The sequence below is a fragment of the Natrinema gelatinilyticum genome, from assembly GCF_024266705.1.
GTDB classification, from domain to species: domain Archaea; phylum Halobacteriota; class Halobacteria; order Halobacteriales; family Natrialbaceae; genus Natrinema; species Natrinema gelatinilyticum.
In genome coordinates, this window is sequence record NZ_CP100756.1 from 1,784,430 (window position 1) to 1,799,561 (window position 15,132).

Annotated in this window: 15 protein-coding genes; 13 read left to right on the forward strand and 2 right to left on the reverse strand. The window is 59.5% G+C overall.

The window, feature by feature from the left end:
* The first annotated feature begins 23 nt into the window (after positions 1 to 23).
* Complete coding sequence (gene argF, locus NJU76_RS08745) at positions 24 to 944, forward strand: ornithine carbamoyltransferase (protein ID WP_254532366.1); 921 nt, start codon at positions 24 to 26, stop codon at positions 942 to 944.
* Positions 945 to 1,297: 353 nt separating this feature from the next.
* Here the strand turns inward: argF and NJU76_RS08750 are convergent, their stop codons facing one another.
* Positions 1,298 to 1,771: a histidine kinase gene (locus NJU76_RS08750; RefSeq protein ID WP_254532367.1), complete on the reverse strand. Its 474-nt coding sequence runs from the start codon at positions 1,769 to 1,771 to the stop codon at positions 1,298 to 1,300.
* A 248-nt stretch (positions 1,772 to 2,019) separates the two neighbouring features.
* On the opposite strand from NJU76_RS08750, the gene NJU76_RS08755 reads away from it, so the two are divergent.
* From NJU76_RS08755 to NJU76_RS08775, 5 genes are all read left to right on the forward strand, one after another.
* Positions 2,020 to 2,268, forward strand: coding sequence for a DUF8001 family protein (locus NJU76_RS08755; RefSeq protein ID WP_254532368.1), 249 nt, complete (start codon positions 2,020 to 2,022; stop codon positions 2,266 to 2,268).
* 90 nt (positions 2,269 to 2,358) lie between these two features.
* The gene (locus NJU76_RS08760; RefSeq protein WP_254532369.1) at positions 2,359 to 2,742 is read left to right on the forward strand and encodes a helix-turn-helix domain-containing protein; all 384 of its coding nucleotides are present in this window, start codon (positions 2,359 to 2,361) and stop codon (positions 2,740 to 2,742) included.
* 57 nt (positions 2,743 to 2,799) lie between these two features.
* Positions 2,800 to 4,059: a threonine synthase gene (thrC, locus tag NJU76_RS08765; protein WP_254532370.1), complete on the forward strand. Its 1,260-nt coding sequence runs from the start codon at positions 2,800 to 2,802 to the stop codon at positions 4,057 to 4,059.
* Between the two features lie 89 nt (positions 4,060 to 4,148).
* Positions 4,149 to 4,520: a hypothetical protein gene (locus NJU76_RS08770; RefSeq protein ID WP_254532371.1), complete on the forward strand. Its 372-nt coding sequence runs from the start codon at positions 4,149 to 4,151 to the stop codon at positions 4,518 to 4,520.
* Between the two features lie 92 nt (positions 4,521 to 4,612).
* A complete protein-coding gene (locus tag NJU76_RS08775; RefSeq protein WP_254532372.1) occupies positions 4,613 to 5,512 on the forward strand; it encodes a transcription initiation factor IIB in 900 nt (299 codons plus the stop codon).
* A 3-nt stretch (positions 5,513 to 5,515) separates the two neighbouring features.
* On the opposite strand, the gene NJU76_RS08780 is transcribed toward NJU76_RS08775, so the two are convergent.
* On the reverse strand, positions 5,516 to 10,090 hold the full coding sequence (locus NJU76_RS08780) for an LAGLIDADG family homing endonuclease (RefSeq protein ID WP_254532373.1): 4,575 nt from the start codon (positions 10,088 to 10,090) through the stop codon (positions 5,516 to 5,518).
* Between the two features lie 358 nt (positions 10,091 to 10,448).
* Between NJU76_RS08780 and NJU76_RS08785 the strand changes: the two genes are divergently transcribed.
* From NJU76_RS08785 to NJU76_RS08815, 7 genes are all read left to right on the forward strand, one after another.
* Complete coding sequence (locus NJU76_RS08785; RefSeq protein WP_254532375.1) at positions 10,449 to 10,694, forward strand: hypothetical protein; 246 nt, start codon at positions 10,449 to 10,451, stop codon at positions 10,692 to 10,694.
* A 621-nt stretch (positions 10,695 to 11,315) separates the two neighbouring features.
* The gene (locus tag NJU76_RS08790; protein WP_254532376.1) at positions 11,316 to 11,582 is read left to right on the forward strand and encodes a HalOD1 output domain-containing protein; all 267 of its coding nucleotides are present in this window, start codon (positions 11,316 to 11,318) and stop codon (positions 11,580 to 11,582) included.
* Positions 11,583 to 11,918: 336 nt separating this feature from the next.
* On the forward strand, positions 11,919 to 12,182 hold the full coding sequence (locus NJU76_RS08795) for a hypothetical protein (RefSeq protein ID WP_254532377.1): 264 nt from the start codon (positions 11,919 to 11,921) through the stop codon (positions 12,180 to 12,182).
* Positions 12,179 to 12,364, forward strand: a complete 186-nt coding sequence (locus NJU76_RS08800) for a hypothetical protein (RefSeq protein ID WP_254532379.1) — start codon at positions 12,179 to 12,181, stop codon at positions 12,362 to 12,364. The genes NJU76_RS08795 and NJU76_RS08800 overlap by 4 nt, the downstream gene beginning before the upstream one ends.
* Before the next feature lie 211 nt (positions 12,365 to 12,575).
* A complete protein-coding gene (locus NJU76_RS08805; protein ID WP_254530415.1) occupies positions 12,576 to 13,094 on the forward strand; it encodes an IS630 family transposase in 519 nt (172 codons plus the stop codon).
* Positions 13,091 to 13,594 carry an IS630 family transposase gene (locus NJU76_RS08810; RefSeq protein WP_256566657.1) on the forward strand — a complete coding sequence of 168 codons (504 nt, stop codon included), beginning with the start codon at positions 13,091 to 13,093 and terminating at the stop codon, positions 13,592 to 13,594. The genes NJU76_RS08805 and NJU76_RS08810 overlap by 4 nt, the downstream gene beginning before the upstream one ends.
* A 280-nt stretch (positions 13,595 to 13,874) precedes the next feature.
* Positions 13,875 to 15,062 (forward strand): ATP-binding protein, encoded by a 1,188-nt coding sequence (locus NJU76_RS08815; protein ID WP_254532380.1) that lies wholly within the window; start codon positions 13,875 to 13,877, stop codon positions 15,060 to 15,062.
* Positions 15,063 to 15,132 lie beyond the last annotated feature (70 nt).

The following is a 15,132-nucleotide window of genomic DNA, read 5'->3' on the forward strand; positions in this document are numbered from 1 at the left end:
AGGCAGACGAGCGGTGATATTCAATGACGACCGATTCCGATCCACGACACTTCCTCGATATCGACGACGTTTCGCGCGATGAACTGGCGACGATCCTCGAGCGGGCGAGCGAGTACAAACGCGCCCAGCGTGCGGACGAGGACCACGCCGTCCTGGAGGATCGAACGCTCGGGATGATCTTTCAGAAGCCGAGTACGCGGACTCGTGTGTCGTTCGAAACGGGGATGACCCAGCTAGGTGGACACGCCGTTTTCCTGGGTGAAGACGACATCCAGTTGGGACGTGGCGAGCCGCTAAAAGACACCTCACGAACGCTTTCGCGGTACGTCGACGCGGTGATGGCCCGCGTGTTCAAACACGAAAACATCGATGTACTCGCGGAGTACTCCACGGTCCCGGTCGTCAACGGCCTCACTGACGACGCCCACCCCTGCCAGACGCTCGCGGATCTGCTGACGATCCGGGAACACGAAGACGGGTTCGAGGACGTCTCGGCGGCCTGGATCGGCGACGGCAACAACGTCGCCCAGTCGTTCGCACTCGGCTGTGCGCTGACCGACATCGATCTGACGGTGGCGACTCCTGAGGGATACGAAATCGACGACGCGGTCATAGAGCGCGCTCGTATGCTCAGCGGCGAACCGACGGTCACGACCGATCCCATCGAGGCGGTCACCGACGCCGACATCATTTACACCGACGTCTGGATCAGTATGGGCCAGGAAGACGAACGCGACGTCCGCATGGCCAACTTCGAGGGATTCCAGGTCTGTTCGGAGCTGCTCGAACACGCCCCCGAGGCATCCGTTATGCATTGTCTTCCGGCCCACCGCGGCGAGGAGATCGCCGACGACGTCATCGAGGGCGAGCGCTCGATCGTATTCGATCAGGCGGAGAATCGACTGCACGCCCAGAAAGCGCTGTTGAGTTGGCTGCTCGAGTAACACTCGGAATCTGAGTGGAGCGAACGGGTCCCGCGGTCAACGCTGCTTGCTCGAACGAGAACCGAACCGTCGAGCAACCCCGATCCGCGCGCAGTAGACCGGTTTGTCGGCCACTCGAGTGGCGATTATCACTCAGTAAATTCTGCGTCGATCGAACACCGAAATCACGTTCGCTTTGAACTATCTGACGTCGCTATCGTATCGCCGACCGGCGTGTCGGTCGGCCCGCGTCGTTCAGACTGCTGCTCATGGTGCTGGGGCCGGTGGCCCTGGTTGTGGTGTACGTGTTGTGACGGAGGGTGTGCGGGGTACCGACGATTGACTAACGGGGAACGATCCGTTGCGGATTCGATTCAGGTGCGTTCGAGCACCGCGTACGTGACGCCGAGGACGAGTCCATAGGCCGCGTGACCGACGAGGCTTTCGACGGCGATGTTCGGTACGGCCGGTGCCATTTCGAACCCGACCGCGGAGAGCCAGATTGGCATGACGACGACGGCGAGGACCGCCCAGACGACGAGCCCATACGCGATCCCGAGGATTCCGCCGGTCGCGAGGCCGGGATCGGTCCGACCAGTCGCGACGAGTACCGCTGCGAAGATGACGCCGATTACCGCTCCGTGAGCCACGTGGACGACCATTCCCACGAGGCCGCCCTCGAGGCCATATAGCGCCGGAATCGCGGCCTCGAGTACCTCCGGCGTCTGTATCGCCATCATCGCGCCGAACACGATGGCACCGGCGATACCTCCGATGGTCCCCGCCTGCCACGGTTCGAGTGCAGTTTCTGTTCGTTCGGCCGTTCGAGTTGTGGTCTCTGATGCCATGGCCCACTGTTGCATCCGCACTCGTGTAGCGGTATCCCGGTCTGGTAGGGCTCGTTCACACCCGCTTACCGGCGGTCGGTTCGTCGGATTTCGGATGACCGCCGCAATTTATCTCCTCGGACGGTGGGTCGGACTGTGGACCGGTCTGTCCGACATCGAGGCCTGTTCGGCTTCCGTGGCGGATGGCGGTGACGAGGCGAGATGCCCGAGGCGAAGGTTCTTTGACGCCGCCTACGCAGTTGAACCCGATGTCGACGCCGCTCCATATCTCCGCGGGCGAACTCGAAACGGACGCGATCATGGCGGCCATTCAGGACGGACGACGGGTCGTGATTACGACGACCGCGATCCGGACGGAACACGAGGTGACCCTCCGATACGACGGGTCGATCTATTACTGCGATACACCGACGCGACTCCACCGCCACGAGACCGAACGGGAGATGCGGGCCTGTATCCGGAAGATGGGATACGGGGCGGACGTCGACGATGAGTGACCTCGTAGACGCGGCGACGGATAATCTCGGGGACGTCATCGACGGGAGAGTGACGGCACTGATTTGTCACTCTCGTGCATATCATCCAGTATGACCGGTTCCCCGCAGCACCGGCTCGGAGAACTGATGGAACAATCGAACCCGCCGTTCGAGGAGGTCATGAGCTGTGTGTTCGGCATCGAGAGCCACGAAACGCGGACGTATCTCGTGTTGCGCGACCAACCCGGGAGCACGATCGACGAACTGGCGGCGACGCTCGAGCGCGACCGAAGTACGGTCAATCGCTCGCTGTCGACGTTACACGATCGGGGGCTGGCTCGACGGGACCGACGACTGCTAGACGGTGGCGGCTACGTCTACCAGTACACCGCGATCGTGCTACCGGAGGCGAAAGCACTGCTACACGAGGCCCTGGATGCCTGGACAGCCACGGTGCACGACGTGATCGAGGAATTCGACGGCGGAACGGGGTGAGCAACACCACACTCGAATCCACTCACTTTTTCCCCCTCGCCACCTTCACGACCGACAATGAGTCTCAGCCTCTCCGCTACTCAGCCGGAAGTTCCCGCCGATGCAGACGAGGGCGTCTGGCTCGAATGCATCGAGTGTGGTGAGACGTTCGCACCCTTCGCGGACGTTCGGTACACCTGCGACGACTGCGACGGCCTTCTCGAGGTTCGATACGCCGACCTGCCAACGTTCGACGACTTCGAGGGTGAGGGCGTCTGGCGCTACGCGGACGCGCTTCCGTTCGACGAAGGCGTCTCGATTCAGGAGGGTGCCACGCCGCTGTACGAGGTGCCCCGTCTCGAGGACGACGTCAGCGTCGAGGCCCTGCGGATCAAACACGAGGGGATGAACCCGACCGGGTCGTTCAAGGACCGCGGAATGACCGTCGGCGTCAGGGTTGCAAGCGAACTCGGCGTCGGCCGGTTGGCCTGCGCGTCGACGGGCAACACCAGCGCCGCCCTGGCCGCGTACGGCTCTCGCGGCGGAATGGAGACCCTCGTCCTGCTTCCGGCAGGGAAAGTTGCAGCTGGCAAGATCGCACAGGCGAGCCTCCACGGGGCGCGCATTCTCGAGGTCGACGGTAACTTCGACGCCTGCCTCGACATCGTACAGGAACTCGCGGGGCAGGGAGAGGCCTATCTGCTAAATTCGCTCAACCCCTTCCGCCTCGAGGGACAGAAGACGATCGGCCTCGAAATCCTCGAGGGATTTCTCGCGGATTACGACACCGTCCCCGATCGGATCGTGCTCCCGGTCGGAAACGCGGGCAACACGTCGGCGTTGTACAAGGCGTTTCGCGAACTCGTCCAAGCGGGTGCACTCGACGAGAGCGACGTGCCGAAACTGACCGGCGTCCAGGCAGAGGGGGCCGCGCCGATGGTCGAGGCCATCGAGAACGGTGCCGACGAGGTCCGCCGCTGGGACGACGTCGAGACGCGCGCGACCGCGATTCGGATCGGCAACCCGGTCAATGCCCCGAAAGCCCTACCCGGCATCCGCGAGACCGACGGCACCGCGGTCTCGGTCTCCGACGAACGAATTACCGAAGCCCAGCGTGACCTCGCACGTGAAGGGATCGGTGTCGAGCCCGCTTCTGCCGCCTCAGTCGCCGGACTACGGAAACTTCGCGCCGAGGGTATCGTCACTCGCGACGAGCGCGTCGCCTGTCTCACCACCGGCCACTTGCTCAAAGACCCCGATGCCGCGGCGGCCGCCGGTCGCGATCCCGAACCCGTTCCAGCCGACACCGAGGGCGTCCTCGAGCACATCCGAGAGTGACGTCGTCGGACGCACGGTCGCCGTCGGATACGTCTGACGCTCGACTGACTGACCTTTTTCTGGAGTAACGTGGTAGCCGGTAACGAGCCATGTCCGCCGAGCAACAAGGTCCTGACTTCGACCCCCCCGCTGACGAACGGATTCGAACCAGTCATCCGGATCCGACGACCGACTCGCGATCACACGACGCCAGTCCGATGCACTGGTCTGCCGATGACTCGAATCCCTCCGAACCGCCGCTTTCGTCCCAGATCGAACGCACGCAACTCCGAGTTCGCATCGCCGTACTCGAGCACGCTCTCCGGAAGAGCGAAAACCGTCGGCAGGCCGTCATCGATCAATACGAACGCCTCCTGGCGGACCGCGACGATGCGGACGAACGGCAGTCGCTCTCCGAGCCACCGACGCCCCGCTCGCGCTCTTTCCTGACACGGCTCATCGATCGGATCCGCTCTCTCTGACCCGGCTGGCGTTCGCTCTCGAGTTCTTTCACATTTTCCAACACTTTAAATACCAGGACGAGGCAACCGATCATAAGGAGAAACAATAACTAATGGCAGAGACCGATTCGTCTGCGGTTTGCCCCGAATGCGATGGCAGATTACGGAGAAGGGGAACTGAAATCATCTGTGAGGAATGCGGACTCGTCGTCACCGAAGATGCGATCGACCGCGGACCCGAGTGGCGATCGTTCGACGACGATGAAACCGACCGACGTCGGACTGGGGCACCGCTGACCCGCTCGAGACACGACCGAGGGCTGTCGACGGAGATTGGATTCGGTTCCGGCTCCAGGTCGGGATATAGTTCTCGAGTTACCGGTCGAAAGCGACGTCAGATCGCCCGACTGCGCCGAGAACATACCCGCGCTCGGATCGCGTCCAAAGCCGATCGGAATCAAGTCTACGGATTCACGGAAATCAGGCGCGTAACTGCCTTGCTTTCCCTCCCCGACTCGACACGAGAGCAAGCCTGCGCTCTTTTCGAATCTGCTCAGACGGAAGGACTCTTTCACGGCCGTTCGCTCGAGGGCTTCGCTGCCGCCGCCGTCTACGCGACCTGCCGAACGCGCTCGATCCCCCGTACGACCGACGAAATTGCGGCCGTCTCACGCGCCGACCACGACGAACTCACCGTCGCGTACAACGCACTGAACCGAGAACTCGGCCTCCCGACGGGACCGATCGACCCCGCGCAGTACCTCCCGCGGTATGCCTCGAAACTCGACCTCGGGCCGCCGGTTGAACGCCGCGTACGCGAATATATCGACGCGCTGCTCGAGGCGGGGAAGATCGGCGGCCGTAATCCGAGTGGCGTTGCCGCAGCCTGCCTCTACAAAGCCGCCGGTGAATATGACGACTGGCCGTCGGTAACTCAGGCAGCGGCGGCCGACATCGCCGACGTTGCAGCAGTGACGATCCGATCCACAGTCACCGAAATCGACGCTCTCTGAGCGCTATGTCGTCCGAAGCGTGTCCGTACTTGGCTCGTAAACCTCGCCTTTTTGTTTGAGCTTGTCTATCTCGTGTTCGGCCTTAGAGTGGTCCATGCCGACTTCCTCCGCCCGCTCCAGGACGATGTCGACCGGCGCCCCATCGTCGTACTCCTCCTCGATATCCCCGATGAGCTGCTTTAAATTCTTGATCCGGTCGCGCTGGGACTTCGAAGTCCCGGCCTCGACGATGTCCGCGTCGAACTCGCCGGTCTCGGGGTCGACCCCGACGTCCTGGAGACACGAGCGAACGATTTCGATGACCCGCTCGGCGTCCGACTGCTCGACCGTATCCGACAGCCGGACGCGCGCGCTCGCCTCCGACAGGCGAACCAAGGCCTCGAGTTTTCGCGCCGTGACCGGTACCGCCGCATCGTCGTCGGTCCCCTTCGAGCGCAAATCGACGTAGAAATCGCGTATCGCCTCGCGGGCCTCCTCGGTCATTCGCGGGTGGCAATTCTGCTTGGAAAAGGCGATGTACTTGCGGAGGAGTTCGGCGTCGATCTCCGGGTCCACTTTCGCCGTCATCTCGTCGATCTCGTCGGTGCTCACCTCGAGCGAGGCCAGCTGCTCGCGCTGGGTCGTCAACTCGCCAGCGTAGTTCGTCGTGATGATGTGTTCGGCGAGGTTGCGATCTTTCTCCTCGTCCGGCGTGTCCGTGACGGTGAAGATCAGATCGAACCGCGAAATCAGCGCCGGCTCGAGGTCGATCTGCTCGCTAATGGGCTCGTACTGATCGAAGCGGCCGTACTTGGGGTTGGCCGCGCCCAGCAGCGAACACCGGGACTTGAGCGTAGCATTGATGCCGGCTTTGGAGACCGAGATCTTCTGTTGCTCTAAGGCCTCGTGCATGGCGCTCCTGTCTTCGGAGTTGTGGACAACCATACCGTTCGCGATAAAGTTGTGTGTGCCTTCGACGGTGAGGTCGTACACTCGCCTCTGAGTTCGCCGTTCGATCTCCTCGAGAAGTTCCGATACCCCCTGTCGTTTCTCCTCACATAACTCTTCGCAGGCGGATCGGACGGTCTCGAAGTTGTCGATGTCAACGGTTCCCGAGAACCACCGTGAGACAGTCGATCCAGCGACATCCATCTCCGCAGCAACTTGCTGGAACGAAATACCATGTGTCTCGAGGCAGTCGCGAAGTTCGTCCCACGTTTCGGCGGATTCGTCCGTCCCGAGCAGGGAACGCGCTTGCTCTCGGATCGAATCGATGGTCGATGACCCGATCTCGTCGGCGAGCCGCTGCTCGAGAATTTCCACTCTGGCATCGGAGTGTTCTCGAGCTTCCACGGAGTTCACGGCAGTCACGCGACGCCACTTCGTATCGCTCTCGATCAGCGTTCGAAGTGTATTGAGATTGACCGATGCGGGCGTTGCAAGTAGATCACGCAGCCGGTTTCGAACCCGCTTTCGAAGGACAGTATCGCTTCCCCACTGAGCGGATAACTGTTGCTGGGAGAGCGACATTTCTGTGGCCAGTTCCCGTTGTGAAACGTGATATCGCTCTCTGAGTTCCGCGAGCCGGTCCCAAGACGTCTCAGAAATGAGTTCCTTACGATGGTCTTTGGCCGCCGCTTTTCGGTTCTCAAACGTCTCGAGTATCGCCTTAGAGAGTCGAATCGATGCGTTCGCGTCTCCATTTTCGAAGTTATAATAGGTTGCATCGCTCTCGAGACCGCACTCGGATTGATGTAATCGAAGTGCACCTCTTGCCTGTTCGAATAACTCACCACACTCTGGCAATACGTCCAGGACCGTTCGGGTGCCATTCGTTCGCTCGCAGGCCCGTTCCAGAGCACGGTGTTTTCGGTCGAGGGTAAATCCGATGTGCCGCTCGAACGTTTCGAGTGATTGATTAGACGTGATCGCGAGCACGAATAAATCACGCTTGCCGTCTCGGTTTCGCGTCTGAATCTGGCTCGAAATACCGAATTCGAGTAGAAGCATTTTCGTCCCGAGGAGCAGCTCGTAGCTGGAGGCGTAGATCTTGACGGCCCGTTCATCGACTGTTGCCTCCGAATCTGCCAGGGCGCGAACGAACGCGGCTTTCGTCTTCCGGGATGCGCCAGACACCGTCTCGGGGAGTAGTTTCCCGTCATAGGTCTCGAGGTTCGCACCTAAATCGAGAAGCTCGTCCACGTATTTCTTTCCGTGGACGCGGAGCGTTTCGACACCGTCATCGCGCTTCTCACTCGGATGACGGACTGCTCGCGTGCCGAACGCCTCCATACATGCTTCCTCGAAGTTGCTCAGTAGTTCTTCCTCTTTGGTAGTAAAGCGGAACCCGTAGCTTCCGTCGTCCTGATTATAGTAGATGTTCCCATCACCAGCGATATACCCCAAAATCGAACCATGTGGAGCGCTTAACTGTGTAGGTTCGAAGTCAGTAGCCGATGGTGGCAAGACGCTGGTTCCCCCATCCGTTGCTTCCGTTGGAACCGTTCGGGGTACGTAGATCCAGTCCCTCACATCGAGCTGTTGTGCCTGCCGTTCTTCTCGTACACCATCTTCGAGAACGAAGAACGGATGGTCTGCCGTAGTCGTTAGCCGTTCTCCGCTTTCCAATTCGATTTCGTGGAGTTCATCCGGCGCATCGTACTCGTGGATCGCAAGAACGTCGCGTTTGACTATGTTCCCGTCTCCGGACATAGTCCAGACATCCGCGTTTACGTTTCGGATTGTCCGTCCGTTTTCTAGGCTTTCGATCGAACCGTCGGCTATCGCCTCGTGTGCAAGTTCACGAATCGGTTTGATTCCGTTTCCTGTATGAACGAGTGTGTCACCCGTGACGCACCGCATTTTATCGAGTTCGTCGACTGCCGCGATCCCTTGGTCGGCGAGGACGAGCGCACCGGCCTCGAGGCTCCACTGCTGGCCGTCGCCGAAGTCGTCGCGGACCGCAGCGGCAGTAAGTCCGGCCGAGGACGAGCCTTTCCCGGAGGTGTAGACGGAGCGGGGCGCGATGTTCTCGATGTAGCCGAGCATCTGGGAGTTATGTGAGATGACTCCGTTCGAGATGTAGTTGTGAGTCCCTTCGACCTCGAGGTCGTATACCCAATCATAGTCCGGCTCGAGCCATTCAGTCGAAGTGATTCGAGCGGTTTCGATATTCTGGAATTCGACCGTCGTCCCCCCATCCGTAACTGCGGGTTCCGCCCCGACAGTCGGCTCTCTAATCGGCTCTGATCCGCCGGCAGTCTCTGCTACGAGGTCTCCGACCGAGAGTTCCTCGGCACGAACCGGCTGGTACCGATCGAGAACGGGAACGAACAGCGGATGCGACGGCGTCACCTCGAGCTCCCGTCCACTCGAGGTTTTGATTCTGTACATTTCATCGGGTGCTTCCCGTTTCCAGACTTTCGTCGCACGCTGCGGTGCTATCGATCCGTCTGTCTGTAAGGAGGGAACGTTGAGATCAATCTCATCGTACCAGCCGTCGTCGATTGGTTTCGGATCCGTGAGATTTGACTCGACGAGTTCACGAATCTGGACGTCTCGTCCGTCTGCGAGTGTAACCTTCGTATCCCCACGGACACACTTCCCTGTCCCAGGATCACCGATCAGCAACATGTGCAGGTCCCCGCGGATCCTCGAGCCGTCGGGCAACTGCTTCGTAACGCCCGAGAACAGTTGCAGGATCATCGCGAGTTTCTCCTGGTCGTAGCCGTAGATGGAGGGCGCGATGGAGGCGATCATGTGCTCGTAGACGTCGTCCTGGTTCGAAATCTCGTAGATCGCTTTCTTGTCCTCCTCGGTGATGTCCATGTCCTCGAACTGCTCCTCGTCGACGTCGACGGACATTCCCTCCATGTAGAAGTCGAAGACGGGCGATTTCTCTTGCTGGTCGCCCTGTTGCTCGAGGCGGAGGACGCCGGTCGCGGAGACGTGGTCGCCGGGGGTCACCTCGCCGGTGATGTCGTCTTCGACGTGAACGTCGAGCGACTGCGGGGTTTCCCCGCCGCGGAGTCCTTCGGGGCTCTCCTGAATGCGGAGCTTCTGTGAGTCGACGAACTCCGACTGATCGAAATTGACGCGGAAGGGACCCTGTCGTTCACAGCCCTGGCATTCGTGGGGTTCCTGGAAGTCGCCGCTGGACTGGGGAACGCGGGTGAGGGTGCCACAGAGCTGGCACTCGAAGGCGGCTTCCTCGATTTTGGGGCGGACGTCCGTGGCCTTCCGGACGATTCCGTGAACCTGAACGAGGGAGTTCATGTCTCGGGCGCGGATCTCCCTGATTTCGGGTGACTCCGTCTCCGGAAGGTTTCGGATCCGGACGTGGGCCTGCCCGAGACTCACGTCGATCGGCAGGTCGTACAACCGGAGCGACTCTTCGGCGTAGCGCTGTAGCTGTTCCGGCTGTGCGATGAAGTCGTCCGCGAGGTCGGGATCGAACCGGTAGAGGTCCTGCCAGTCGACGTGCAACGAGCGCTGCTCGTTGGGGTATCGCTGCGCAAGCTGTTTGATCTCGTTATCGTAGTAGTTGCGGAAGAACTGCTCGAAGGAGTCGACGAGTTCTGAATTTCCCGCTTGCGCCATTGCACCGTTCTAAGGCCGGCATCCGGTATAAATGGTCGTATACCGCAGTGAAACTGATTAGCGGCGGTCGCTCTCGCTCGGGACCGTCGCTCGCCTGGATATCGGCCGACGTCCGTCGTCCGTACACTTCGTGATAACCGAACCGCTCGAGTACCGGTGTGACGGGGCGACAAATCTCTACGCCGTGTGCTGTATTCCTGTCGGCACGCGGCCGTGCCAGGTGTATACTTACTCTACGGTGATGATGTAATTACGGCCAATTTGTGTTGGGACGGAACGCTGGCGATCGGAGACCGTCCGAACGTGATCCCCGGCTCCCACCTCGACGGGGCAGAGTTCGTCCGCGGCGATGCCAAGTATGGCGACCGAAACGATTCTTCGACAGCGAGGTCTCCATCGTGAATCTCTTCGGTGGGTAATTGTACGACGTACCTGTCCGTCGCTGGATTTCGAGGAACAGGCGTCCGGGAGGGGTGACGACGAACTCTCGACGGTCGTGCCGGGTGAGACGATCGGCGATCACGGCGACCTCGTAGACGACGCGCTCAAGTCGACCGACTGCCGAGAGTGGCGTGGGCGACGAGCAGCAACCGGCAGCGACTGACGGACGACAACGACGTGTCTCCCCCGGACGTATCCAGAGCATCGGGACGGCCACGGCGTCCGAGAGACGTGCGAACATAGGCACGGCATCGTTCGGAACACCAGCGCCTCCCAGCTCCTGTCGATCCAGGCGGCGAACTACGACCCGCTCGAGGCGGACGAACCGGGACGAACGCTCGTCAAGGCGGACAAACTCGAAGAAACTCGCGCAATCATGTCGATAGGAGGGACCGAGACGACGAGTGCTCGAAGCGATCGATATGCCGACCGCGACTTCGAAGCACGTAACCGGAGATGAGCAGTAAGGGCGGCTAGCTCCGAACTGGAGGCGGTCCAGCAACGGAATGCGACCATCGAGGACCGGACTCCAGTGATCGTTATTTTCGGCGCCGCTCGAGTGAGTTACCACTGCGTCGGTGGCCCGGAAGTAGTGATCACCGCGGACCGAGCATGCAAAAATACCAATCGATACTATCCTCTGCGTCTGTGTTTCTCTCGCACCTTAATCTCATATTTCCCTTGATATCAGGGTATCTCATGAAAACTGTTCATACCTGGTCGTCTGACGCACGTCATTAGAGGAACGTCTGGTTTTATATGTTAGCTCCTGGCAACAGTGATTGTGCGAACCACCCAATCACTCAGTCTGAAGGTTGTAGAGAAAATCGCCAAACAGGAAGGCGTTCAGCCGGAAGAACTTCGTCCACCAATTCACTACGTTATTGACACGGACGCACTCGACTCACTCTATCAGTCGGGTGACGCTGAGAGGACTCCGTCCCAAGTCGAGTTCGAGTACAACGGCTACACGGTAACCGTCGATCGGACAGGCGAGGTGGCTGTCACCAAACGCGCCGCGGCCGTGGAACCTGACAAGACCGCAGCGTGATCCACTCTGCGTACCAGGATCTGATTTTAGCTGAAAGAGAGGGTGCTAAGCCCCCGTCCTCGAGGAGCGACCGACGGGAGCGAGGAGGGCGGGGTAGTTCACTTTCTTCCGACGTGGTGTCAACGACTGTCTCAGTGCCGACTTCGACCGGCACTGCTCACGTCGTGAGTATTAGCGATCACCCGACGCTGCTCGAGCCCGCGGACTCCCGTCAGATCGACGGCTGCTCCACTCGTCCGACGGACGAATGACTGCGGGTGTGCCTGCGGACGCCAGATCGTGTTGTTCAGAAAAATATAAATGACCGATTATACTCTCCTAAATTAGAGGCACAGGATGGCCGATACGAACGAAGTCGGCCGGGTGGTGGAGCACCCGACCTGCGTCCTCTGCCCAATAGAGGACGATGCATACTCACACACCACCTACGAAAGAATTCCGGAAGCACAGACCAATAAACCGTCTCGAGAGCGCCTGCTACGTAGTTTTGTCGAACTACTCGAGTCCGATGGAACGCTGTCTCTCGAGATACCCGACTCACTGACGGACGAAAAGATCCGTACTCCCTGCGACGGACACGAGGCGGGTGGTCGCACATGACCGACGGCCACCAGTTTACGCGCATTCGTCTCGAGGAGGTCTTAGGCGAGGTCAAGACACTCGATAAAGAGCTTCCCGAGCCGATCTCGATGCAGCCGTCGATCGAAAATATCGAGACCACGATCGAACTGTTCGAACGGGTCGATTCACCCAGCGCCTCCGTAACGGAGCCGACTCGCTGACGAACTCGATCACACCCGCAGCGACGGCCTCGGCGACCCGATGGCATCGGAGGCACCACGCCCGGATTCGAATACTCAGACACACGACCACCAAAATCGTGCTTTTCGCTCACTGAGCGGCCCACTTCGGCCTCACATGAACGGACCGTGTCGGTCAGTGATATAGGGATCAGCACTCTGGTTCATATCTTCACGGTGCGTAGAGACGGGTATGACCGGATGGGGAAAGAAGCTGGCTGATGTCGATGAGGAGCAGTTGCGCCAGCAACTGCGCACGGAAACTGATCCAAAGGCAGTCAAACGTCTGACCGTTGCACTGCTCTACGCCGATGGCTCTTCTCCATACGAGATCGAACGTCTCCTTGGGATCCCCGCACAGACCGTTTACGACTGGATCGACACTGTCGCCGAGCGCGAGGGCGTCGCGCTCGGCGACCTCCCTCGTGGCGGGAGCCGTCCTCGCCTTACCGACGACCAGTGGGACGAACTGACGGCGACGCTTCAGGCGCCGCCGTCAGAAGCTGGCATCGACGCACCAGCCTGGAGACCATCCCTCGTCCGTGAATACATCGCCGAGAACTTCGGCGTTAAGTATTCTCTCGCGCACATGTACCGCCTGATGAAAAAGGCCGGGCTGTCGGTCCAGACAGCCCGGCCGATTCACTACCAGGCTGACCCAGAAGAACAGCGACGCTGGCGTGCGGAGTTCAAAAAAAGTGGCCGACGCTGAAGGCTGAAGGGTATCGAATCGTCGCCATCGACCAACACACGCAGAAAGTCGCAACCGAGCAAAAACCCGATTGGTTCCCGGTGAATTCGCGCCCGAGACTGCCGGTCTCGGGCGCTCGTGAGAAGGTGAACATGCTCGGAGCAGTCACCGACGACCGTGAGCGCTTTGTTGCTCTGACGTCGAATCGGTTCAACGCTGAAATCGCAAAGCACTTTCTTCGGGCGATACAGCACGAGTTCGGCAAGAAGCTCGCCATTGTCTTGGACAATGCGAGCTACTTCATCGCGAAGACGCTGAAGAAGCAGGCCGCCGCAGACGGCCTGCTTCTGGAATTCTTGCCGGCGCATTCGCCGGAAATGAACCCGCTCGAAAACTGTTGGCGACAGTTCCGTGAGGGCCGAGCCAACCACCTCTTTCGAACACTCGATGACGTCAACGAATATCTCTCAATGGCTCTGCCAGCACTCAACTCACCGCAAATCTATGAGTATCTCTGCTAATCACTATAGATGAACGACTGTTCTGGCAATGGGCCGACTCGAGAGACGTGGTGAGCCGACTCGAGAGACACACGTTGAGTTGAGGCCCGTGTGGATCTCCGTGAACCGGATTCTGTCGGCGCGCAATCCGAGAGAACTGACTCGAAACGGTACTTCACCATCTTCTACTTTTCGGAGATTTGTTGAACGACGCGATAACTATATGTACGAACGGAGCACTGAAAGAGTATTCACTGGGCGATTCAAAAAGCCTATAGTCTAGTCTGGAGTTGCTCTAACGATGCGCCCCTGGGACCGCTTCGCCGCCGTCATTAGCGGGAGGCACGTGGTTATAGCTCTCGGTGGGCTGTACCTCATCCTCGCTACCGGCTGGATTATCATGCCGACTTCTCCAAACTTTACCCTCTCGAATACGCTCATCGTCACCAGCTTTATCGCTGGGTCTGGTTTCCTCCTCCTCGTGGGTGGATATCGATTGCCCCGCACCGACATCCACTCGAGATACTACTCTACTATTGCAGGCTGGTGCTTCGTCGGAATCGGGGCGATGCTGGCCATTCTCGCACTCTATAACTTCCAGCCAGGACCGGGTCTCTCTAACCCAATCCGGTCCGTGGCTATACTCACAGGGTTCAGTTCCGTCGCTGGATACGGTGTTGGGACGTACGCTGCGCAAGCGAAAACGAGCGCCTACCGACTCGAACGGCAAAATCAACTGCTGCAACGAACGCAAAGACAACTCGAAGAATCGAACGAACGTCTCGAACAGTTCGCATATGCCGCATCTCACGACCTGCAAGAGCCGCTCCGAATGGTATCGAGTTACCTGCAACTCATCGAGCGTCGATACGGTGACGAACTCGACGAAGACGGCGAAGAGTTCCTCGAGTACGCGGTCGACGGCTCGGAACGAATGCAAGAGATGATACAGGGGCTGCTCGAGTATTCACGCGTAGACACGCAGGGAAAATCGTTCGAACCCGTCGATCTCGACGAGGTGCTCGCTACCACGTGCAAGGATCTCGAACTACAAATCGACGAGACCGACGCTACGATCGAAGTCGACGAATTACCGCGTGTCGAAGGCGATGAGGGGCAATTATACCAGCTCTTTCAGAACCTCCTTTCGAATTCGATCGAGTACAGCGGCGACAGGTCGCCACGGATCGACGTTTCCGCTACACGTGATACTGGGGAATGGATCATCTCGGTTCGCGATAACGGCATCGGAATCGACCCTGAGAACCAGGACCGAGTCTTCGAGGTGTTCCAGCGACTCCACAGCCGCGAGGAGCACGAGGGGACAGGAATCGGACTCGCGCTCTGCAAACGGATTGTTGAACGACATGGCGGCGAGATTCAGATCAATTCCACCCCTGGAGAGGGGACGACATTCACGTTTTCGTTACCAGCTGTGGCACCGGAAACGGATATCCGTTCTCCGTATAACAACTCGGTATCTCCCTGAACAGGCTGCGTGAAGAGCCTCATAACCGATCGTATGCCTGTTTCGTAGCTTCGATTATACGAAATCAAGG